At 67.9% G+C, this 20,560-nt stretch carries 16 protein-coding genes, 1 other RNA gene and 4 pseudogenes; 7 read left to right on the top strand and 14 right to left on the bottom strand.

The genetic code is table 11. The annotated features are described in order from the left end of the window. Positions 1-120: 120 nt before the first annotated feature. Both B4U45_RS03205 and B4U45_RS03200 read left to right on the top strand, forming a co-directional pair. Positions 121-1,486 (top strand): annotated as a pseudogene (locus B4U45_RS03205) (HNH endonuclease signature motif containing protein). Positions 1,487-1,559: 73 nt separating this feature from the next. Next, positions 1,560-1,766 carry a hypothetical protein gene (locus tag B4U45_RS03200; RefSeq protein ID WP_075545257.1) on the top strand — a complete coding sequence of 69 codons (207 nt, stop codon included), beginning with the start codon at positions 1,560-1,562 and terminating at the stop codon, positions 1,764-1,766. On the opposite strand, the pseudogene B4U45_RS03195 reads toward B4U45_RS03200, so the two are convergent. From B4U45_RS03195 to B4U45_RS03180, 4 genes and pseudogenes are all read right to left on the bottom strand, one after another. Continuing rightward, a pseudogene (locus tag B4U45_RS03195) lies at positions 1,753-3,275 on the bottom strand (molybdopterin-dependent oxidoreductase). The gene B4U45_RS03200 and the pseudogene B4U45_RS03195 sit on opposite strands and share 14 nt — an antisense overlap. A gap of 145 nt (positions 3,276-3,420) precedes the next feature. After that, the gene (locus B4U45_RS03190) at positions 3,421-3,834 is read right to left on the bottom strand and encodes a type II toxin-antitoxin system VapC family toxin (protein WP_075545256.1); all 414 of its coding nucleotides are present in this window, start codon (positions 3,832-3,834) and stop codon (positions 3,421-3,423) included. Beyond that, a complete protein-coding gene (locus B4U45_RS03185) occupies positions 3,827-4,081 on the bottom strand; it encodes a type II toxin-antitoxin system Phd/YefM family antitoxin (RefSeq protein WP_240316438.1) in 255 nt (84 codons plus the stop codon). Before B4U45_RS03185 ends, B4U45_RS03190 begins: the two co-directional genes overlap by 8 nt. 98 nt (positions 4,082-4,179) lie before the next feature. Further along, positions 4,180-5,685, bottom strand: a complete 1,506-nt coding sequence (locus B4U45_RS03180; RefSeq protein ID WP_082275194.1) for an aldehyde dehydrogenase family protein — start codon at positions 5,683-5,685, stop codon at positions 4,180-4,182. Between the two features lie 101 nt (positions 5,686-5,786). Here B4U45_RS03180 and B4U45_RS03175 point away from each other — a divergent pair, with 101 nt between their 5' ends. Together B4U45_RS03175 and B4U45_RS03170 are read left to right on the top strand one after the other, a co-directional pair. After that, entirely contained in the window at positions 5,787-6,878 is a 1,092-nt protein-coding gene (locus tag B4U45_RS03175) for a Zn-dependent alcohol dehydrogenase (protein ID WP_099287919.1), read from the top strand. Between the two features lie 140 nt (positions 6,879-7,018). Continuing rightward, entirely contained in the window at positions 7,019-7,672 is a 654-nt protein-coding gene (locus tag B4U45_RS03170) for a TetR/AcrR family transcriptional regulator (protein WP_075545254.1), read from the top strand. 34 nt (positions 7,673-7,706) lie between these two features. Here B4U45_RS03170 and B4U45_RS28855 read toward each other — a convergent pair whose 3' ends face one another. From B4U45_RS28855 to B4U45_RS03140, 8 genes and pseudogenes are all read right to left on the bottom strand, one after another. Further along, positions 7,707-8,756 (bottom strand): alpha/beta fold hydrolase, encoded by a 1,050-nt coding sequence (locus B4U45_RS28855; RefSeq protein ID WP_075545253.1) that lies wholly within the window; start codon positions 8,754-8,756, stop codon positions 7,707-7,709. A gap of 91 nt (positions 8,757-8,847) precedes the next feature. Continuing rightward, positions 8,848-8,928: pseudogene (locus B4U45_RS30255) on the bottom strand (PGRS repeat-containing protein); the annotation flags it as partial. Positions 8,929-8,970: 42 nt separating this feature from the next. Then, positions 8,971-9,237 (bottom strand): annotated as a pseudogene (locus B4U45_RS28850) (PE family protein); the annotation flags it as partial. A gap of 23 nt (positions 9,238-9,260) precedes the next feature. Continuing rightward, positions 9,261-10,877: an MFS transporter gene (locus tag B4U45_RS03160; RefSeq protein WP_075545252.1), complete on the bottom strand. Its 1,617-nt coding sequence runs from the start codon at positions 10,875-10,877 to the stop codon at positions 9,261-9,263. A 2-nt stretch (positions 10,878-10,879) separates the two neighbouring features. Next, positions 10,880-12,433, bottom strand: a complete 1,554-nt coding sequence (gene mhpA, locus B4U45_RS03155; RefSeq protein WP_241780129.1) for a bifunctional 3-(3-hydroxy-phenyl)propionate/3-hydroxycinnamic acid hydroxylase MhpA — start codon at positions 12,431-12,433, stop codon at positions 10,880-10,882. Then, the gene (locus B4U45_RS03150; protein ID WP_075545251.1) at positions 12,433-13,371 is read right to left on the bottom strand and encodes a fumarylacetoacetate hydrolase family protein; all 939 of its coding nucleotides are present in this window, start codon (positions 13,369-13,371) and stop codon (positions 12,433-12,435) included. Before B4U45_RS03150 ends, mhpA begins: the two co-directional genes overlap by 1 nt. Further along, entirely contained in the window at positions 13,368-14,498 is a 1,131-nt protein-coding gene (locus tag B4U45_RS03145; protein ID WP_075545250.1) for a VOC family protein, read from the bottom strand. The genes B4U45_RS03150 and B4U45_RS03145 overlap by 4 nt, the downstream gene beginning before the upstream one ends. Before the next feature lie 142 nt (positions 14,499-14,640). After that, positions 14,641-15,357: a 2OG-Fe(II) oxygenase gene (locus B4U45_RS03140; protein ID WP_083154209.1), complete on the bottom strand. Its 717-nt coding sequence runs from the start codon at positions 15,355-15,357 to the stop codon at positions 14,641-14,643. Positions 15,358-15,479: 122 nt separating this feature from the next. Between B4U45_RS03140 and rnpB the strand changes: the two genes are divergently transcribed. After that, positions 15,480-15,896, top strand: an RNA gene (rnpB, locus tag B4U45_RS03135) — RNase P RNA component class A. 34 nt (positions 15,897-15,930) lie between these two features. On the opposite strand, the gene B4U45_RS03130 is transcribed toward rnpB, so the two are convergent. Then, positions 15,931-17,520: a CYTH and CHAD domain-containing protein gene (locus B4U45_RS03130; RefSeq protein ID WP_083154211.1), complete on the bottom strand. Its 1,590-nt coding sequence runs from the start codon at positions 17,518-17,520 to the stop codon at positions 15,931-15,933. Between the two features lie 230 nt (positions 17,521-17,750). Here B4U45_RS03130 and B4U45_RS03125 point away from each other — a divergent pair, with 230 nt between their 5' ends. Next, the gene (locus B4U45_RS03125) at positions 17,751-18,116 is read left to right on the top strand and encodes a heme-binding protein (protein WP_075545299.1); all 366 of its coding nucleotides are present in this window, start codon (positions 17,751-17,753) and stop codon (positions 18,114-18,116) included. Positions 18,117-18,138: 22 nt separating this feature from the next. Here the strand turns inward: B4U45_RS03125 and panB are convergent, their stop codons facing one another. Continuing rightward, positions 18,139-18,993 carry a 3-methyl-2-oxobutanoate hydroxymethyltransferase gene (panB, locus tag B4U45_RS03120; RefSeq protein ID WP_075545298.1) on the bottom strand — a complete coding sequence of 285 codons (855 nt, stop codon included), beginning with the start codon at positions 18,991-18,993 and terminating at the stop codon, positions 18,139-18,141. Positions 18,994-19,129: 136 nt separating this feature from the next. Here panB and B4U45_RS03115 point away from each other — a divergent pair, with 136 nt between their 5' ends. Then, on the top strand, positions 19,130-20,521 hold the full coding sequence (locus tag B4U45_RS03115) for a WS/DGAT/MGAT family O-acyltransferase (protein WP_075545247.1): 1,392 nt from the start codon (positions 19,130-19,132) through the stop codon (positions 20,519-20,521). The last annotated feature ends 39 nt before the right edge of the window (positions 20,522-20,560 follow it).

The following is a 20,560-nucleotide window of genomic DNA, read 5'->3' as shown; positions in this document are numbered from 1 at the left end:
TGCCACTAGGTGGATCCGACGGATCTGGGCCCTCGGATCTCTGTAATCCCTTGTGTCACTGTGGTTTCAGTGGTCACATGGCGGTGATTCTTGTCGGTGGGTGTTCGTAAGATTTCAGGCATGGGTTCGAGCAGTCGTGACGACGTCGTCGAGGTCTTCGACGCGCTCGATGCGGAGCTGGACCGGTTGTGTGAGTTGTCTTTTGAGGTGCTCACCACCCCCGAGCGATTGCGTGCGCTGGAGCGTTTGGAGTGCGCGGCGCGGCGGCTGCGAACCCCGCAGCTTGCGCTGATCAATCAGCTCGGCGCGCAGGCCGGCGAGGAAGAGCTGGGCGGCACGCTGCGTTCGGCGCTGGCCGACCGGTTGCGCATCACCAAGGTCGAGGCCGGGCGGCGCATCGACGAAGCGGCTGACCTCGGGCCGCGGCGGGCGCTGGCCGGTGAGCGGTTGGCGCCGCAGTTGTCCGCCACCGCGGCCGCCCAACGAGACGGCCTGATCGGCGCAGAGCACATCCGGGTGATCCGCAGCTTCTTCGCCCACCTGCCCGCCGAGGTGGACCCCTGGCCGCCCGGGAGGCCGCCGACGCCGATCTGGCCCGCAGAGCCAGCAGCTATCGCCCCGACGAGTTGGTCAAATACGCCCAGCGAATCATGGACTGGCTCAACCCCGACGGGGAATTGCGCGAGCAGCAGCGGGCCCGCAAGCGCGGGATCATGCTGGGGAAACAGGAATTCGACGGGATGTCGCGGATCAGCGGCATGCTGACCGCGGAGTTGCGGGCCGCCGTTGAGGCCGTGTTGGCCAAGCTGGCCGCCCCCGGGGCGTGCAACCCCGACGAGCAAACCGCCGTCGTGGACGAGACACCCGATGAGGATGCGGTGCGCCGCGACACCCGCAGTCAGGCTCAGCGGAACCATGACGGCTTCCTTGCCGGATTGCGGGGGCTGTTGGCGTCGGGGGAGTTGGGTCAGCACAACGGTTTACCCGTGTCGATCGTGGTGACCACCACCCTCAACGACCTCGAGGCCGCCTCCGGGAAGGGCCTGACGGGCGGGGGCAGCTTGGTGCCCATGTCGGATGTGATCCGCTGGGCAGGCCACGCCCACCACTATTTGGCCATTTTTGATCGCGGCAAGGCGCTTGCGCTGTATCACACCAAGCGCCTAGCTTCCCCCGCACAGAGAATCGTCCTCTACGCCAGGGATCGAGGCTGCACGAAACCGGGATGTGATGCCCCCGCTTACCACAGCCAAGTCCACCACGTGCAAGGTTGAAGGCCACCCGCCGCACCGACATCGACGAGCTGACCTTGGCCTGCGGAGTCGACAACCGACTCGCCGAAAAAGGCTGGCGCACCCGCAAGAACACCCGAGGCGACACCGAATGGATACCGCCGGCGCACCTCGATCGCGGACAGCCCCCCACCAACCCGTACCACCACCCCGAACGATTCCTCAGCGACCGCGACGACGACCACCCCGATTGACGCGCAGAGGCTGTCGTCCCTCCACGTCGAAATCGCTGATGCCCGAACTCACTGCGGGTCGTAGCATCCCAGGATGAGAAGGACTTTCGTCGTCACGTTCGCGATCGGGTTGCTGGTCGCGCTGTTCGGTCTGATCTGGGCGCTGCAGGGATTCGGCGTGCTTGGGGGTAGCCCAATGAGCAACACCACGACCTGGTCCATCATCGGCCCGATCACCGCGCTGATCGGCGTCGTCATCGCGGTGTTCAGTTGGCGGAAACTGTCGGCTAGACCACGGTGAAGGCCACCGTGTGCCAGCCGGTGGCGCCGTCCGGGACGGGATCAATCTGATCCGCGGTTTGGACAGCTCCGGTGTTGTCGATGGCGCGCACGGTGATGGTGTGTTTCCCAGGGCTTTTCGCCTGCCAGGGAAAGCTCCACAACCGCCACGTCGCGTTGGAATAGCTCGCGCTTTGTTGCGCGGGCTGCCATGCGCCGTCGTCGATGCGGACTTCCACGGCCCGCACGCCACGAATCTGGGCCCACGCGACACCGCCGAACACCACCGGTCCCGCCGGCACCCGCTGACCATTTTTCGGCACATCGATCCGAGACTCGGTCTTGATCGGCGCCTGTGCCGCCCAGCCGTGCCGCGTCCAGTACGCCTTGGCTCTGTCGAAGCGGGTCAGCTCCAAGTCGACGACCCACTTGGTGGCCGACACGTATCCGTAGAGGCCGGGCACCACCAGCCGCGCCGGGTAGCCATGCTCGATCGGCAGCGGCTGACCGTTGAGGCCGACCGCCAGCAGGGCGTCGCGACCATCGGTGAGCGCCGCCACCGGCGTGCCGGCGGTGAACCCGTCGATCGAGGTCGAGAGAACCATGTCGGCGTCGGGGTGCACACCGGCCGCGGCCAGCAGATCGGCCAACCGGTATCCGGTCCAGACGCCAGTCGAAATTAGTTTGCCGCCAACAGGATTCGAAACACAGGTCAGTGTCGTCACCGTTTCGACGACGTCGAAGCGGGCGAGGTCGGCGAAGCTGTAGGTGGTTTCGCGGTCCACCATGCCGTGGATGCGCAGCCGCCAGTCGCCGTGGCTGAGTTGGGAACGCTGAGCGCTGTGTCCACCCGGTAGAAGTCGGCGCTGGCGGTGACAAAGCTTGGTAGCGCAACGCCGTTCGGTTGCACATCGGCAGGTATCGGCGGCGCCGGTGTTCGCGGTCGGGGGAGCGCAAAGCTGTTGCGGTCGCCGGCCACCGAGTGCACCAACCGCGTGATGACCGCACCCAGCACGCCACTGGCCACTCCGAATCCGAGCAATCCGAACACCACCAACCTGCGCCGGCCGTTATCGGGCCGGTCCGGTTCCTTCGGGCCGGGCCCGAACCGGCGGGTAACCAAGCGCAGGGTCGCCACGCCGCAGGCGGTGCCGGCGACGGTGGGGATCGTGTCCAGTGCCGTCGCCCCTTGCCGGGACAGCACCGCGACGCAGCCGAGGACCCCCGCCGTGGCGATCACCGCGCTACCGAGCGGTCGGCGCTGCGTCTCGAGGGTCCCGGCGATTGCGGCGATCGTGGCGATCACCACGAGCACGGCGACGGCCAGGAAGAGTTTGTCCTGAGCGCCCAGGGTCGCAATCGCCCACTCTTTGACCGGCACCGGTGTCAGGTCGACGACGGCCGAGCCGATCGCGGTACGCGCATCGGCTCGTGCACCGAACGGGATGCCTACCAGCTGGGCCACCCCGAGCGAGACGGCCGCGGCGGCGACCCCGGCGATCATCCGCTCATTGGACGGGGCGACAGCCATCGAATTACTGTACGCGCGTAGCCCTGAGTGACCGCAAACAGCTTGGTGTGCAGGCGAACCGGTGACAGCCGGATCCTGCCGTCGAGCCGCGGCCCGGTACTGGCGGTCGGCGGCCCGACGCGATGCTCCCGGGCCTCGGCGGATGTCAAACGCTGACGACGGTCAGGAGGTGATCGATGCCTCGGAAGTCGTCGACATTGCGGGTATAGAGGGGCAGGTCGGCCGCGAGGGCGGTGGCTGCGATCAGCAGATCGACGGCCCGCGGGCCCCGAGCCCTGCGGCCGGTCGCGACGATGGCCGCATAGATGCGTCCGTAAGCCCTCGCGGCCTCGCGGTCGAACGGCAGCGGGTCGAAGGTGGCCTCGGCGCGTTGGAGGCGGTCTTGACGTCGCGCCCGCTCTGCCGCATCGTCCGTCGCGTGCGGGCCGGCTGCGAGCTCTGCCATGGTGAGGGCGCTCACGGCGAGTTCGCGTGGCAGCTGCCCGACGTCGATGTGATCCAGGTCGATCACCACCGACGTGTCGATGAGGCCTTGGGCGGCACGAGCAGGCTTAGCCACGAGGCGTAATCTCCTGGGAAACAATCCCGTCCAGGTCCGCTCGGAGGCGTTCGAACTCCATGCGCGGAGCGCCCTTGAACGCTGCTACCGCCGCCCCGGCGCTGACGAATCGATGGCGACGCAGTGGCGAAAGCTCGCCGACGGGAACCCCATTGCGGGTCACGACGAAGGATTCGCCCTGGTCCAGCTTGCGCATGATCTCTCCGCTGTTGTTGCGAAGCTCGCGCTGGGTGATCTCGGTGGCCACCCCACCGAATGTAGCACACGTGCTACGTCCCGCCGCGAACTGGCTGACAGGCCGGTGGTCGGTAGGCCCCAAATCCCCAATGTCCCAAGCGCTTCGGGTTAGCGTGGCGCCGGGTGCCGGACGAATGCCCGGGCCTGAGTGAACGCCCGGATCCCCTCGATGCCGAGTTCGCGGCCAATGCCCGACTGGCCGCAGCCGCCGAACGGCAGCCGCGGATCCTGGGCGGCCAAGCCGTGACAGTTGACGCTGACCGTGCCCGCCACCAGCTGCGACGCCACCCGATCCGCGAGCGCATCGTCACCCGTCCACACCGACGCGGTCAGACCGAATTCGGTTGCGTTGGCCGCGGTTACGGCGTCGTCGAGGTCGTCGTAACCGAAGATCGGCAACACCGGGCCGAACTGCTCCTCGGTGGCCAGCGCCGAATCGGGCGCCAGATCGGTGACGACGGTCGGCAGTACGAAGTATCCCGCCGCGTCGGCGTCGGCCTCGCGGATCCGCCCCGCGGTTCGCACCGACGCGCCGCGCGCCTCGGCGTCGCCGACCAGCGCGGTCACCCGGTTGCGCCCCGCCGCGGTGTGCAGCGGGCCCAGCGTCGTCTCCTCGGCGAGGCCATCGCCCACCACCTCCCGCTCACAGCGGGCCAGCACCGCCTCGGCCAGCTCGCCCGCCCGTTGCACCGGAGCGTAGAGCCGCTTGATCGCCATACAGACCTGGCCGCCGGTGGTGTAGGTCGCCGTCACCAGCCGCTCCACCAGCTCGTCGCTGACCGCGAGGTCGGGGGCGATGATCGCCGCGTCGTTGCCGCCCAGCTCCAGCAACACCGGAGTCAGCCGCGCCGCCGCCGCGGCCATGACCGCGCGGCCGGTGCCCACGCCGCCGGTCAGTGAGATCACGTCGATGCCGGGGTGAGTGACCAACGCCTGGGCAAGGTCACTGCCCGGGCCGGCGAGCACGTTGACCACGCCCGGTGGTAGTGCGGCGGCCAGCGCCCCGGCGAGCTGCAGGGCGGCCAGTGGACATGTCGGCGGGACCTTGACGACGGCGGTGTTACCCGCCGTCAGGGCCGACGTCAGCTTCGTCATCGTCAGCGCCAGCGGCCAGTTAAACGGCAGCACCAGCGCGGCCACGCCGAACGGCTCCCGCTGCAGGCGCGGGTAGGCCGACCGCGGGTCGAGCTGCTCCGACGCCAGCGCCGCCTCGGCCATCGAGCCGATCAGCGCCGCCAGGCCCGGGCCGGTGCTGATCTCAAAGTTGGCCTCACTGAGGACTTTTCCGTGTTCACGGGTATAGAGCCGCGCGCCGTCCCACGCGACCAGCTGTTCGGCGGCAGTGGCCGCCGCGGAGGTGAGCGCGGCGGCCCGCTCGGCGACGCTGAGCGCTCGCCACGCCGGCGCTGCCCGCCGTGCCGCCGACACCGCGGCGTCGAGCTGGGCCCGGTCTGCCGCCGGCGCATGGCCGACGATCTCGGCCGGCCGGGCCGGATTGTGTACCGGGTAAGTCCCCGCGGCACCCGGCTGCGGTTCCCCGCCGATCGTCAAGACCGGTCCCTCGCCGGCAATGTGGCTGTCGTGCGTGATCACCGTTGATCCCGTCTTGCTCATCTTGGGGCCCTTCTCCTCACCCGACGCCCGAGGCAACCTTGACCCGGTGCGGTTATCTCGCCATCGTAAGTCGCTATGACACGGATCACAGGTGCCGACCCATGAGGGCGGTGGTGCTGCGCGAGGCCGGGCGACCGACGGCGGTGGAGGAGCTCGCGCTGCGGCGCCTCGGCGACCACGAAGTGCGGGTGCGACTTCAGGCCAGCGGTGTGTGCCACACCGACCTGTCGGTGTGCGACGGCTCCATGCCGGCGCTGCTGCCCTGCACGCTGGGTCATGAGGGCGCCGGGATCGTCACCGAGGTGGGCGGCGCCGTCACCACCGTCAGCCCAGGCGACCATGTCGTGCTGACGTGGAACGTGCCCTGCCGGCGCTGCCCGCACTGTCTGCGCGGCGAAACCCAACTCTGCCCACACGGCCTCAAGCACGCCTTCGGCGGCCCGTATGCCGACAGTCCGACCGGCCCGGTGTGGCCGGAGATGGGCGCCGGGACGCTGGCCGAAGAGACCCTGCTGCCGGCCGCCGCCGTCGTGCCGGTCGACCGGTCACTGCCCCTGGACCACGCCGCGCTGCTCGGTTGCGGGGTCACCACTGGAGTGGGCGCGGTGCTGCGCACCGCGGCGGTCCGCCCCGGGGAAAGTGTGCTGGTCATCGGGTGCGGCGGGGTGGGGCTGGCCGCGATCCAGGGAGCCCGGCTGGCCGGGGCGGCGCGGATCATCGCTGCCGACCGCAACGCTGCCCAACTTCCGGCCGCAACCGCCAACGGCGCGATCGACACGGTCGACATCGGTGCGGCCGACCTCGTCGGCGCAGTCCGCGACCTTACCGGCGGCGCCGGCGTCGACCACGGGATCGAGGTGGTCGGCAAGCCGGCGACCATCCGTGCCGCCTTCGACGCCACCCGCCGCGGCGGATCGGTCACGCTGGTGGGCGCCGCCGGGTTCACCGAGTCGGTGACGTTGCCCGCACTGATGCTGATGGCCGACGGCAAGAAGATCCAGGGAAGCGTCTACGGCGCCAGCGACCCGGCCCGTGATATCCCGGTGCTCGCCGAGCTAGCCTTGCGCGGCCGGCTCGACATCGAGGCGCTGGTGACCCGACGCATCGGCATCGACGACGTCGAGGCGGCGTTTACCGACATGGCCGCCGGGCGAGGGGCGCGCAACGTGGTCTGCTTCGGCTCGCCGAGCTGATTCGGGGCTATTTCCGGCCCCGCATGAGCAGCGCGGGGCGCGGCCGCAACGCATCCGCCCCCACAAGGATTTCTGAGTGTATCGTCAATAGTGAGGTATTGAGGCAAAAGCCAGATCGGCCTGGGACGAGGAGAAGCTGCGTGGATGATTCCGACAGGCGGGCCAACCGTCAGGAACGTCGAAAGCAGCGCACCCGAGCCGCCCTGATCAAAGCCGCACAACGATTCATCGCCGCCGGCAAGGTCAACGTCCCGGTGCAGGACATCAGCCACGCAGCCGACGTCGGCGTCGGGTCGTTCTACAACCACTTCGACAGCAAGGAAGAACTGTTTCAGGCGGCGGTCAACGAGGTGCTCGACGCTCACGGGGCACTGTTGGACGCCATCGCGGACGCGTCCGAGGATCCCGCGGAGACCTTCGCGCGCAGCTTCCGGCTGACCGGCCGAATGTTTCGCCGGCGCCCGGAGGAGAGCGGTGTCGTGCTCTCCCACGGGCTGGAATTGATTACCTCGGACCGTGGCCTGGCGCCGCGTAGCAAGAGGGATATCGCCGCGGCCGCAGCTGCCGGCCGGTTCGACGTGGAAGACCCGGAACTGGCGATGGCGGTTGCCGCCGGCGCGCTGTTGGGACTCGGTCAACTGTTGTGCGATCAGCCCGAACGCGACGCCGCCCAAGCCACCGACGAAGTCGCCGAGAACCTACTGCGGCTGTTCGGCATGCCCGCCGAGGAGGCGCATCGACTTTGCCTGCGGCCGTTGCCCTTTCTGGACGATGGCGTGAGCGCGGTGGTCTGAGCGGCAGGCGGTCGCATCCGGAAGCGGCCCGGCACTATGCCGGCGTGCCGCTGCTTACCGGCGACGATTTCCGGGCCACGCGGTCGCAGAAATCGGTGAGCACGTCAACCGTCGCCTGGGGCGCCTCGAATGGCCAGAAGTGACCGGTGTCGAACAGGTGCACGCCGCTGCCCGGCGGCAGCATCGCCAAAAGCTCTGGCTCCCGGTAGAACTCGCGTGGCTGCAGCGGATCATGAGCGCCCTGCAGCAGCAGCACCGGAGCCGTCCAGGCCCGGATGAGCCGGCTCCGCCGATCCACCCACTCCTGCCGAAACGACGACGAGTGGAAGTAGCGGGGGACCGCGGTGGCGACCCCCGGGTGGCTGAACTCCTCGATGGTGCGAATCAGGTCTTCTCGGGCCACGGGCCGCTCGGCGAGCCAGGTATAGACGGTCGTCACGAACCGCCGGGCCTCGCGCAGCATCGCCGGCGCCTCCGCCGACTGCATCAGCTTTTCCTGGGGATGCAGTCGCGGGTGCAGATGCCAAAGATGTTGCTGGCCACGACCGTATCCCCGCACCCGCGCACCCATTGCCGCGACCAGATGATCACCGACCGGACTGCCGCGGTCATGGGTGATCAGGATGAATTCGCCGACACCGAGTTCGTCGAGGAGGGCGCCGAGCTGCGCCGCGACGCCGGCCTGCCGGTAATCACCGCTGCGTTTGTCGGATTGGCCGTAACCCTTGAGGTCGACGGCCAGGCAGTGATAGCGGCGGCCGAGCCCTTCCAGCGCATAGTGCCACTGCCACCAGGAGTCGGGCAGCCCATGCAGGAACACCACCGTCGGGTCCGACGCGGCGCCGGATTCCACGAAGTGCCACCTGACGGTTTCGCTGTCGCCCGGTGCGTCGACGAACCGGTGCACGGCCGTTACGGCACCGAGGTGCTCGAGGTCACCGTCGTGGTGCGTCCGGGCGGACGTGTCGGGTAACCCGGCCACGATCTCCTCGGCGGACCGCACGGCATGCGCCGGCCCGTCGTCTAGTTTGCTGATCACCCGCTGCGGCGGTTCGGTGTACGCGAAATCGGCTTGAGTTGCCATTCTGGTTCCTCTCGTAGAGGGTTTGCTGCGTTGCTCTTTCGGCAAAACGCCCGTGCCGGCTACGGCGGCGAAACGGGATTGCCTCAAGCACCGCTTTTTGCCCTGGGCCGCCATTGGTGCCGTTGCCGATGAGCGGACGCCCCAGGAGCGCCTGAGAGGGTGCGTTCAGCACGCTGAGCGCGTCGTGCATCAATGCCGTGCTGGTCGTTTCAGCGGTGGAATATGAAATTGATGCCGCGGCCAACGCCTGCGTGAACTGCTCATGAAACTCCGCCGCGCGCAGGCTGACCGCCTGATATAACCGGCCGTGCGACCCGAATAACGTTGCGAGTGCCGCCGACACCTCATCAGCCCCTGCCGCCGCCAACCGAGTGGTGTAGACCGCAACCGTTGCGTTGGCCGCACCGATCGTCGTGCTGATACTGGCGAGGTCCGCCGCCGCTGCCGAGATTGTTTCCGGTGCCGCGTTCACAAAGGACATTTCGGACCTCCGATCAGATCAGCTCAGAGCTCGCTGATTCGTTGCGGCGTTGGCGATTTGGTGGGCAGGGGAATTCTCTGCAGCTGGCCGCGCACCAGCGGCAGCCACCACGACGGGCTCGGCGGCGCAGGCAGACGCCGCGCCTTGCGGTGCCGTCCGCGTCGCGGCAGCGGGAACACCAGCAGGAGAACCAGCGTCAGACCGGTGATGACGGCGCCTGCGGTGAAGGCGTGCGACAGGCCGGTGACGAAGGCATCGCGGACGGCGTCGTTGACGTTGGGGCCCAGCGCGCCCAGTTGCGGGTCGGCGGCGACGTGCATGCCGGCCGCGGGTGATTCGCGGATGGTGCCGGCCGCTTGCTGCGGCACCGCCGCCGGCAGCCTGAGGTGATTACGGTAACCGGCGCTGAACAGGGAGCCGAGCAGCGCGATGCCCAGGGCGGCGCCCAGTTCGCGAGTGACGTCGTTCATCGCCGAGGCGACGCCTTGTTTGTCCGGCGGCAGCGAGTCCACGATGGTGTTGGTCGCCGGGGTGGCCGACAAGGCCAGGCCGCCGCTGAAGACCAGCATGCCGATCAGCAGATCGGTGTAGGTGGAGGCGGTGCCGAGGCGGGCCAGCACGGCGAAGCCGGCAACCATGCAGGCCAGCCCCGCGGCGATTACCAGCCGATTGCCAACGCGCTCACCGAGTTTCGGGGCTATCGCGGAAACCGGAAGGACGACTGCGGCCATCGGCAGCATCGCCAGCGAGGACTTGAGCGGCCCATAGCCGAGCATCAGCTGGATGTACTGCAGCCCGACATAGAAGAAGCCGAAGGTGCCCAGGAATTGGATGATCAGCGCCGCCGTTCCGGAACTGACGCCGCCGTCGGCGAACAGCCGCGGATCCAGCATCGGGCGCGCAACGCGCAACTCGTGGACGACGAACAGGGTCATCGCCGACACCGCCGCGACGAAAGCCACAACCACTGTGGAATGGGTCCAGCCATGGTCGGCGCCTTCGATGATGCCGTACACCAGCGCGCCGATCCCGATGGCACTCAGACCGGCCCCGGGGAAGTCGGGCGCGGGTTCCTCCGCGCTCTTGGTGTTGGGCACCAGTGCCACCGTGACGAGCAGCGATGCCGCGGCCATCGCGGCGGTGCCGATGAAGGTGGAGCGCCATGAGTAGTGTTCGAGCAGCAGGCCACTGATCAGCAGCCCCATAATCGATCCCGCACTGGCGAATCCGGCCCAGATGCCGACCGCGCGGCCCTTATGGTCGGGATGCACGACGGCAGTGATCGTCGACAGCGTGCTCGGCATGATCAGTGCCGCGCCGATACCCATGATCACCCGGGCGATGATGATCGTGTGCGGTGAGCCGGCGGCGGCCGCCAGCACGTTGGCCAGCCCGAACAGCAGGGTGCCGCCGATCAGGGTGCGGCGGCGGCCGAAGTCGTCACCGATGGCTCCCGCCGGCAGCACCAGCGCCGCGAGCGCCACTGTGTAGGCGTCGGCGATCCAGGTCAGATCGGTCGCGCTGGCCCCTTGGTCCAATGCGATGTCGGGCAGCGCCACGTTGACGCCGGCGACCGCCGACATGACCACCACCAGCGCGCCGCAGCACGCCAGCACGACACCACGGGGATCGTTGCGCATCGTCATCTCCTCTCAGAATCAGCGCTATTGCTGTTGCCGGACAACGCAAATCGGGGTACCGCGTCAACCAAAGCGGACAGCCGCCGACCGGCGCGCAGCACGGTGCGGTCGGGCCGGATGACCGCCGCCGTCACCCCACCGCGGTGTAACCAGCGGGCAAGTTCGCTGCCTGGCGGTGCGTCGATGACCACGGCCCCCAGCGCGCAAAGCCGCTCACGCAGTTGGGAATCGGGTGTCTTGGTGGTGACGAGGGCAAACTTTGTCCCGAGCACGGTGTCCACCCGCTCGCCCGACGGCAGGATTGCGTTGGGGCACAACGTTCCCGCGTGACGCCATCCGTCAAACGTCTTGTGTACCAAGGCGTTGCTGTGTAGTGCCGGCGTTCGGCTGTTGGTGAACAGCGACCGCAGCCCCGGGACCAGATGCAGCCGGGGCACCAGGGCACGGCGTACGGCGTCGCCCGCCCGCCCGCCGGCTGTCATGGACCATCCCATGGCCAATGCCAGTCCGATCATGTGCTGCGCGTGCGGCTTTCGCTCTTGTTCGTAGGTGTCGAGAACCGTGGCGGTCAGGTTCTCGGTCAGCACGCCGGCCAGCTTCCAGGCCAGATTGGCCGCGTCGCGTATTCCGGCGCCCATGCCCTGACCGATGAACGGCGGAGTCAGATGAGCGGCGTCGCCGAGCAGAAAGACGTTGCCCTGGCGCCAGGTGTTGGCAACGGCGGCGCGGAACGTGTACTCGGCGACCCGCACCACCGACAGCCGGTCGGCCGGTACCGCGTTGACCCACGGGGAAAGCAGTGGATACAGGCTCGCCATGGTGGCGAAGTCAGCGGCGGTCTCGTCGGCCCGCAGCTGAAATTCCCAGCGGTACCGGTTTTCACCGATGCGCATGTAGGTGGCGGCCCGGTGCGGACTGCAGACCTGATGTACCCCGTCCCACTGGTCGATCGCGGCGTCGGTCGCCACGTCGACGACCAGCCATCGTTGCGCAAAACGACGGTGACGCAGCACGGCACCGATCGAGGAGCGCACGACGCTGTTGGCGCCGTCGCAACCCAGGACGTAGCCGGTGTCGACGACGTGCTGCTCGCCGCTGCACCGATCGGTGTAGTTGAGCCGCACCAGGCCGGGCTCGCGCTGGCTGACCTCGGTGACTTCGGCGTTGCCGCGAAGCGCAACACAGCTGTGCTTCTTGAGGTTTGCCCGCAGCAGTTCTTCCAGTTCCGGCTGGTCGAACATGTTGGCTTGCGGAAAGCCGTGCACGCTGTGCGCCGGATCGCGGTGGAACTGAGCCAGCGTCCGCAGATCCGGGTCGACCAGCCGCAGCCCCAGGGCCGGGCGCGAGATCGCGGCGAACTCGTCACCGATTCCCAGCCAGGTGATGATCCGCCTGATCTCGTCGTCCAGGTGTACCGCCCGCGGTTGCGGGTAGACGCTTTCCCACCGGTCCAGCAGCAAGACGGGGATGCCGTACTGGGCCAGCAGGGTGGCCGCGGTGACCCCGGTAGGCCCGGCGCCGACGACGGCGACCGGCACGGATTCGGGTGCAGTGATCACTGGTAGCGCACCGCCGTACGTTGGGTGCCGAGGTCGATCGCGCCGTCGTCGGTGGCGACGGTGGCCTCGACGACGTCGCCGTCGTGCAGGTACTTGGGATTGCCCAGTTGGCGTTTGAAGAAGGCTTTCCACTTGACCGCGGGCGGCAGTAGCGAACTGACGAGCTGGACGGGTTTCGCGGGAGCGGACAGCGCGGTGCCCACCGGGGTGCCGGTCAGTACGAGATCTCCGGGCTGCAGGTGCTGAAACCGCGCCAGCCCCTGCAGGGCCTGCAGCGGCGAATAGATCATGTCGCCGGCCACCCGCATGTCTTGGCGCAGTTCACCGTTGACCCGCAGCCGCAGCCGCAACTCGCCGAAGCGCCCGAGCTCACCGGCATCCAGCAGCACCAGCGCGGGGCCCACCGGGGTGAACGTCGGATACGACTTGGCTTCGTAGAACTGTGTTTTGGGGAGCTGAATGTCGCGTGCCGACACGTCGTTGGCCACCACCAGGCCGGCGACGTAGTCGGTCCAATTGGCGGCTGTGACGGTGGTGCCGACGGGCAACTCCCGGCCGATGACCAACCCGATCTCGACCTCGTAGTCCAAGAACTGGACGTGTGCCGGCTTGACGATGTCATCGAACGGCCCGCTGATCGAACCCGACGCCTTGCGAAAGAAGGTCAGCGGAGTCGAATTCGGGTCCATGCCGGAGTCTTTGACGTGTGAGGCGAAGTTGGTCATCTGCGCCACCACCCGGCAGGGCGTCGTCACCGGCGACATCAGCCGCAGGCCGTCCACCCCGACGCGCTCACCGCCGGTCGCGGCGGCGTCGATGTCAGCTCGGTCGGCCAGCAACTCGCCGGTGCTTACCGCGGCGGTATCGACTTTGGTTGCGCCGTCGGAGGTTTGCACCCACCAGGCGTCTGTGGTGCGCAGGATCGAGACGCTCATGAGTTGGCGGCTTTGATCAGGCCGATCAGCCGGCGGGAATCGAATTCGTTGTCGGCGCGCAAGCCGCGGAGCATCGACAGCGCTTCTCGCGGTAGGGATTTGAGGTCGGCACCGAGGAAGTCTTTGGTCGCGCGCGGGCCCCATTGGGCAAGGCCGGAAGCTGTGAACGGCGCCCAGCCGGGTTCCAGCGTGCAGTCGAACATGTCGCCGTCGGTGAAGTGCTCGACGAGCAGCCCTTCCGGGTCGCGCCAGTAGTCGAAGAGCTGGCTGCCCTGGATGTGGCGGCCGATACCCCATGACCGGCGATACCCGCAGTCGGCCAGGTATTGCCCGCCGGCTGCCAGCGAATCCAGGTCGCAGACTTGATAGGCGGAATGCACGTAGCGGTTGGCCGGACCCAATGTGAGCGCCAGCGTGTGGTGGTCGGTGGGCGTCATGCCGCGATCGCAGCGGATGAAGCTCATGACCGGTCCGCGGTTGCGTTGATCCGGGTAGTACAGGAAGTCGCTGACGATCATCCCGAGCGTGTCGAGGTACCAGTTGAGTGTCTGCAGGTAGGTGGTGGTCTGCAGGACCAGGTGTCCGAGCCGTTGCACGGTGGCCGGGCGCCGGGGCGGCCGTTGGGTGGCGTTGACGCGCTGCACTTCGTGCCCGGTGTTGAAGGTGTGCGGCGGCGGTGACGGCAGCGGTTCCAACGGGTGGGTGCCTGCCACCACGCGGACCGTGAGCCCGCCCGGATCGGTCAGGTCGACGGAGACGCCGCCGAGCGTTTGGGGCAGCCGCTGGGGGGTCCGTCCGGTTGCGTCGGACAGTCGCAGCAGGTCGTCCTTGTCCTGGGCGGTGAATGCCGCGCCGACCAGTCGGGACCGCTGGCCGCGCCGGATGAGGATGCACGGCGATCCGGCGTCGGTCCCACGCAGCTGCAGCTCGTCGGGGGTGCGTGCGGAGACGGCGAAGCCGAACGCCGCAGCGAACGCCCCGGCGCGGTTCAGGTCGGGCTTCTCGAACTCCAGCCAGGCGATGTCGTGAACCTTGATCACCGGGTTGCGCGAACGTCCGGGGTGCTCGCCTGCGCGAGCGCCCTGCTCGCTGTGCAAATTGTTGTGGGCAGCCAGATCGTATGTCACCAGACATCCTCCAGAACTAGAAACTGACGATATCTTCACTCACGAAGCTATCATCAGTCAAGTGGTTCTGAAGAAAAATTCAAAACTGTGTTGACGCGGCTGATCACGCCGCGCCGCGCCCGCGGTCGGCTGAACCGGCGGTTCAGGCGGCGTCGTGGAAAATCAGACCCAACGCGTAGCGTTCCCCCGAATGCACCACCGAGATACCGTGTCGTACCGGTGCGGCCGACCACCCGCGAGCCGAGGGAACCGGGCGGTCCCGAGTGGTGAATGCGTACCCATACCCTTGCGGCAATTGCGTTGCGGTGCCGCGTGATTGGGCTCGGTACCGCTGCTCGACCAGGAGGAACTCGCCGCCGGTGTAATCAGTGGCGGGGTCGCTGAGGTTGATCACCACCTGAAGCGGAAACACCAAGTCGCCGTAGAGATCGCGGTGCAGGGCGTTCCAATCCCCGGTGCGATATCGCAACAGCAGCGCGGTGGGCTTGGTCTGGCCGGCGGCATGGCACATCTGCAGCCATTCGTCCAAGGTGTCCGGCCAGGGGCTGTCCCTGCCCAGTTTGGCCCACCAGTCCCGGGCGATGGTCAGCAGCCGCGGATACAAGGCGTGCTTGAGCTGCTCGAGAGGCTCCGGGTAGGGCCGTCGAAAGTAGCGGTATTCGCCGGCGCCATAGCGGTGGCGCTCCATGTCGACGGTCTTGCGGAACAGGTCGTCCTGGGTATACAGCCTGCGGAGGCGCGCCGCCTCGGTGGCCGTGACCAGCCTGGGTAGCAAAGCGCCGCCGTGGGCGCTGAGCTGTACGGCGATGGCGTCCCAGTCGCCGGAGTCGGCGCGGGTTTGCCACCTGGTCGACGACATCGATCCGCACCTCCCGTCGTCTCATGCTGCCGGGGCAGACGATATCGAAACGATATTGCTCGCGGCGGCCAAACGCACGCTGGCCTTGGAATATGCGCAGGAGGTACGGTGTTGGTCGCGGACGAGTTGGCCGGGCGGCCGCGGCTCGAGTTGGTTCGCAAGGATCGGCGCCGAGTCGAGGAAAGTCCGGACTTCACAGAGCAGGGTGATTGCTAACGGCAATCCGAGGTAACTCGCGGGAAAGTGCCACAGAAAACAAACCGCCATCCTCGCGGTGGTAAGGGTGAAACGGTGCGGTAAGAGCGCACCAGCATCCCGGGTGACCGGGGTGGCTAGGCAAACCCCACCCGAAGCAAGGCCAAGAAGGCCGCACCAAGGTGCGGCCGCGCAGACGCTCGAGGGTTGCTCGCCCGAGTCTGCGGGTAGGCCGCTTGAGGCACCCGGTGACGGTGTGTCCAGATGGATGGTCGCCGCCGTGCCGCCGTTGGTTCAGCCGCGGCGGCAGGGAACAGAATCCGGCTTACAGGCCAACTCGCCCGCGCTCGCGCCCCACCGGGATTTGCCTCGCGCGGCTCAAGGTCGTGCTTTGCGCACCGCTTTGTCGAGTTTGCGCAGCGCCGCACCGAGCTGTGCCCGGCAGCTTTCGGCAAGATCGCTTTCCTGCTGATAGAGCAGCCCGTAGGTGAAGGTGTCCTCACCCGCGGCATGCGCGGCTGCGGTCTGTTCGAGCAGATGTTCCCGGCTGACGACACTGTCTTGATGATCTCCGAGCAACGTCTGGACGGCCTTTGCCTGCTGGGCCACCCCGTTGGCTCCGGTAGCCGCCGCGGTATAGCGTAATCGCTTGGCGCGCTTGCGGATTCGGTGCAGGGCCTCGTTGGGGTGGATTACTGCGGCCGCGCCGTCCTCGGCCTGCTCGGGCGCTTCGCCTGCCGCGTGGGCGGCCCGCGCCGCCTTGGCGGCGTTGGCGGCTTTCTTGACGCGGCGGTAGGCCGCGTCGATGGTGGGCGGGGCCGGCTCGGGCCCCGGTCCGAGTGTGGTCACGGGGTATTCGGCCACCATCGCGTCGAGAGCGTCCAATAGCCGGAAGTATCGCTTCGAGCGCATCGCGATCAGCGACCGTCGCCATCCCGTCTGATATCGCCGACGGGCACCCTCGACGAGGCGGTCGCGCACCGGCCCGCGCACCAGCTCCGGGTCCAGCCCGTCCAGTTCGCGTTGATAGCGCTCGGCGAGCACCTCGGCGTCACGCGCCACCCCCAAAACACCGGCGAGCTCACGCAGTTCGTCGAGAACCCACGCGCCGTCGGCCAATCCGAACGAATCCGGGGCCTCCCGCAGCAGGCTGCGGATCTTGCGGGTGGTCACCCGCATCTGGTGCACCGAGTCGTCGACGTCGGCGCGCACCGCGCGATCCCACGTCAGCAGCTCTTCCACGTGCTGGGCCACCGCCCGGTGGACCGGATCCACCGCCCGGTGGACCGGATCCACCGGCGCCGGGCCGCGCGCCGACGGTGACGTCCGGCCCAGCACCCGGGCCAGCTTGGAGCCGTGCCCGGCGGGGGCGGCCCCGGCGTCCAGCAACCGGTTACTGAGCCGGTTGAGCAGCTCGTCACCGGCGGCTCCGATCGCGTCGATGAGCTCGAGTTCCCATTCCCGCCACTGCTGTTCGGCGGGCCCGGCATCGGAGTCGTCGGCTTGTCCGGCCGACCACGCGGTGACGTGGTCGTTGCAGAATTCGGCCAACGCGGTGCCGTCGGCGGCGTAGAGAAACTGGCTTTCCCGCCTGGTGGTGATCCGCGCGACCGGCTCGACGGGACGGTCACGGACGATCGCCAGCACCACATCCAGCAATTCCGCCGGCACGGCGTCCTCACCGGTGATCGGGGCATGGATCTCGGTTCGGGTGTCCGGCCCGGCCGGCAACTTCAGGTGCCAACCGGCGTCGGGGCCGCCGGTCCGGCGTCGCAGGGTGATCCGGTTGCGGGCCAGATCCTGTGCGGGGGTGTCGAAGTACACCGCGTCGAGCTCCTGGGGCGGCTTCTTCTCGACCCGGGCCACGGCCGCAATGCCGTCAAACGACGGCGACACCGTCGACTCGACGACGTCGAACTTGCGCTCGACCTCCAGCTGACGCGCCATCTTCGGCGCAGGTACGGGCATTTCGCCTCCGGTGACAGCGCGTCGCCGCGGTCGTACATCGTGGATAGGCCTCATAGAGAGTGCCACACCCGGGGTTGGCCGCCCGGCCCAGCCTCGGGTCCGGCTGATACGGCATGTTGGTCGATGCGTGTCGCCGGAACCACTTATCGTTTGCGGTGCGGGCCACCGCGGCGGCTCGGCTGTGGGAGGCCGATCGGATCCCCTTCGGATCCCTGACGAAGGAGTTGTCGATGTTGTTGTTGGGTTGTGCCCAGTCCGGCGTGGTCGCCGGCGGGCTGGGCGCCGGTGCGATCAGCGCCGCGATGCTGTTGGGCGGCATCGGGTCGGCCTGGGCGGATCCGGGCGACCCCGCGCCGCCACCGCCGAATTGCACGGCAGCCGACCTGGCCGGGGTTTCGGCGGGGGTGGCGGCGGCGACCTCCGCCTATCTGTTCACCCATCCAGACGTCAACGACTACTTCACCAGCCTCAAGGGTCAGCCCCGCGAGGATATCCGTGACCAGCTGCAGCAGTACATGGATGCCAACCCGGCGGTTCATGCCGACCTGCAGGGCATTCGCCAGCCGCTGACCGACTTCCGGAACCGGTGCCAGTGACGACCCAGAACATCGAGAAGACCTAGAAGCAGTGCTCCTCGGCGGGGAAGGCCCCCCCGGCCACCTCGTCGGCGTATTGCCTTGCAGCGCGGCGTAATTCGCCCGCAATGTCGGCGTAGCGCTTGACGAAGCGGGCGGCCTTGCCGCCGCTGAGACCGGCCATGTCCTGCCAGACCAGGACCTGGCCGTCGCAGTTGGGCCCGGCTCCGATTCCGACCGTCGGAATGGTCAGCTTGCCGGTGATCTGGGTGGCCAGCTCGGCCGGCACCATCTCCATCACCACCGCGAACGCTCCGGCTTCGGCGACGGCGATCGCATCCGCCACGGTCTGCTCGGCGGCGTCGCCGCGGCCCTGCACCCGGAACCCGCCCAGAGTATTGACGCTTTGCGGGGTGAAGCCGATGTGGGCCATCACCGGGATGCCCGCCGCGCTCAGGCAGGCGATCTGCCCGGCCACCCGCTCGCCGCCTTCCAGCTTGACCGCGTGCGCGCCGCCTTCCTTCATGAACCGGGTGGCCGCGGCCAGCGCGGCGGTGGGTCCGGCCTCGTAGCTGCCGAACGGCAGGTCGGCGACCACCAGTGCGTGCGGGGCGCCCCGCGCGACGCCGCGGACCAGCGGGATCAGCTCGTCGACCGAGATCGGCACCGTGGTGTCGTAGCCGTAGACGACGTTAGCGGCCGAATCGCCGATCAGCAGCACCGGAATGCCGGCGTCGTCGAAGACCCTCGCGGTCGAGTAGTCGTAGGCCGTGAGCATGGCCCACTTGTGGCCTTCGGCCTTCCATTTCTGCAGGTGGTGGGTGCGGATCTTGGTTCGTGGCGCGGCCGGGTCGGCGGGCGTCGACGGGCCGGCGCCGTAGATATTCTGCTCAGACATCATTGTCCCTAGGTGTTGGTCGGGTCGATCCTCGTGGCCCAGCTCGGGTCCCCGGGTTCGTCTTGACACTCACAGTCTGCCATCTCTTCGGCGTAGATACACTGTGGGACCCCGTGAATCGGCTTACCATCGGCGGATGCAGCGGCTCAGTGGCCTCGACGCCAGCTTCTTGTACCTGGAAACCTCGTCCCAGCCGATGCACGTGTGCTCGATCATGGACTTGGACACCTCGACGATGCCGGGCGGCTACACCTTCGACCGGCTGCGCGAGGCATTGTCGCTTCGCGTCAAAGCGCTGCCGGAGTTCCGGGAGAAGCTCGCCAGCAGCCCGTTGAACCTCGACCATCCGGTCTGGGTCGACGACGACGACTTCCACATCGATCGCCATGTGCACCGCATCGGTTTGCCGTCACCGGGCGGCCGGGCGGAACTCTCGGAGATCTGCGGACATATCGCGTCGCTGCCCTTGGATCGCCGCCGGCCGCTGTGGGAGATGTGGGTCGTCGAAGGCGTGGCAGGTACCGATTGCCATCACCGGGGCCGCATCGGGATCATGACCAAGGTGCACCACGCCGCCGTGGACGGCGTGACCGGCGCCAACCTGATGTCGCAGCTGTGTACCACCGAAGCCGACGCGCCCGCGCCGGATCCGGTGGACGGAGTCGGCGGCGGCAGCGGCTGGCAGATCGCCGCCGGCGGCCTGGTCAGGTTCGCGGCGCGACCGTTACAGCTGGCCAACGTGATGCCGCAGACGGTGTCCTCGGTGGTCTCCACGGTGTTGCGGGCCCGCGACGGCCTGACCATGGCACGCCCGTTCGCCGCGCCGCGCACCGTGTTCAACGCCAGCATCAGCGGCCGCCGCACCATCGCCTACGCCGAACTGGACCTCGAGGACATCAAGACGGTGAAAAACCACTTCGGCGTCAAGGTGAACGATCTGGTGATGGCGCTGGTTTCCGGGGTGCTGCGGCAATATCTCGCCGAACGCAACGCCCTGCCCGACTCGTCGCTGGTGGCGTCGGTGCCCGTGTCGGTGCACGGCAAGTCCGATCGTCCCGGTCGTAACCAGGTTTCGGCGATGTTCTCCAGCCTGCACACCGAAATCGCCGACCCGGTGGAGCGTCTGCGGGCCATCGCCCAAGCGAATTCGGCTGCCAAGGGCCATAGTTCGGCCATCGGCGCGACGCTGTTGCAGGATTGGTCACAGTTCGCCGCGCCGGCCGTTTTCGGAGTGGCGATGCGCGTCTACGCCAAGACCCGGCTGACCGAGAGCCTGCCGGTGCACAACCTGGTGGTCTCCAATGTGCCGGGGCCCCAGGTTCCGTTGTACCTGCTGGGTTGCCAGGTCAAGTCGATGTACCCATTGGGGCCGATCTTTCACGGCTCCGGTCTCAATATCACGGTCATGTCGCTCAACGGCAAGTTGGACATCGGTCTCGTCTCGTGTCCGGAACTGCTGCCAGACTTGTGGGAAATGGCCGACGAGTTTGCTATCGCCATGGAAGAACTGCTGGCGGCCGTCGGGTGATTTGTCCCACGACGGTCGTTAGCCAGCATCTTCGGCCGG

Origin of the sequence: Mycobacterium persicum (assembly GCF_002086915.1) — a bacterium.
GTDB lineage: Bacteria > Actinomycetota > Actinomycetes > Mycobacteriales > Mycobacteriaceae > Mycobacterium > Mycobacterium persicum.
Note: the sequence above shows the minus strand (reverse complement) of the source record. Positions and strands in the feature narration are given on the sequence as shown.

What these genes read in the sequence shown, in the direction of transcription:
- B4U45_RS03150 (WP_075545251.1), bottom strand. Translation starts at nt 13,371, where the DNA reads ATGAGCGTCTCGATCCTGCGCACCACAGACGCCTGGTGGGTGCAAACC.
- B4U45_RS28855 (WP_075545253.1), bottom strand. Translation starts at nt 8,756, where the DNA reads ATGGCAACTCAAGCCGATTTCGCGTACACCGAACCGCCGCAGCGGGTG.
- B4U45_RS03115 (WP_075545247.1), top strand. Translation starts at nt 19,130, where the DNA reads ATGCAGCGGCTCAGTGGCCTCGACGCCAGCTTCTTGTACCTGGAAACC.
- B4U45_RS03130 (WP_083154211.1), bottom strand. Translation starts at nt 17,520, where the DNA reads ATGCCCGTACCTGCGCCGAAGATGGCGCGTCAGCTGGAGGTCGAGCGC.
- B4U45_RS03200 (WP_075545257.1), top strand. Translation starts at nt 1,560, where the DNA reads ATGAGAAGGACTTTCGTCGTCACGTTCGCGATCGGGTTGCTGGTCGCG.
- B4U45_RS03160 (WP_075545252.1), bottom strand. Translation starts at nt 10,877, where the DNA reads ATGCGCAACGATCCCCGTGGTGTCGTGCTGGCGTGCTGCGGCGCGCTG.
- B4U45_RS03180 (WP_082275194.1), bottom strand. Translation starts at nt 5,685, where the DNA reads ATGAGCAAGACGGGATCAACGGTGATCACGCACGACAGCCACATTGCC.
- panB (WP_075545298.1), bottom strand. Translation starts at nt 18,993, where the DNA reads ATGTCTGAGCAGAATATCTACGGCGCCGGCCCGTCGACGCCCGCCGAC.
- B4U45_RS03175 (WP_099287919.1), top strand. Translation starts at nt 5,787, where the DNA reads ATGAGGGCGGTGGTGCTGCGCGAGGCCGGGCGACCGACGGCGGTGGAG.
- B4U45_RS03140 (WP_083154209.1), bottom strand. Translation starts at nt 15,357, where the DNA reads ATGTCGTCGACCAGGTGGCAAACCCGCGCCGACTCCGGCGACTGGGAC.
- B4U45_RS03125 (WP_075545299.1), top strand. Translation starts at nt 17,751, where the DNA reads ATGTTGTTGTTGGGTTGTGCCCAGTCCGGCGTGGTCGCCGGCGGGCTG.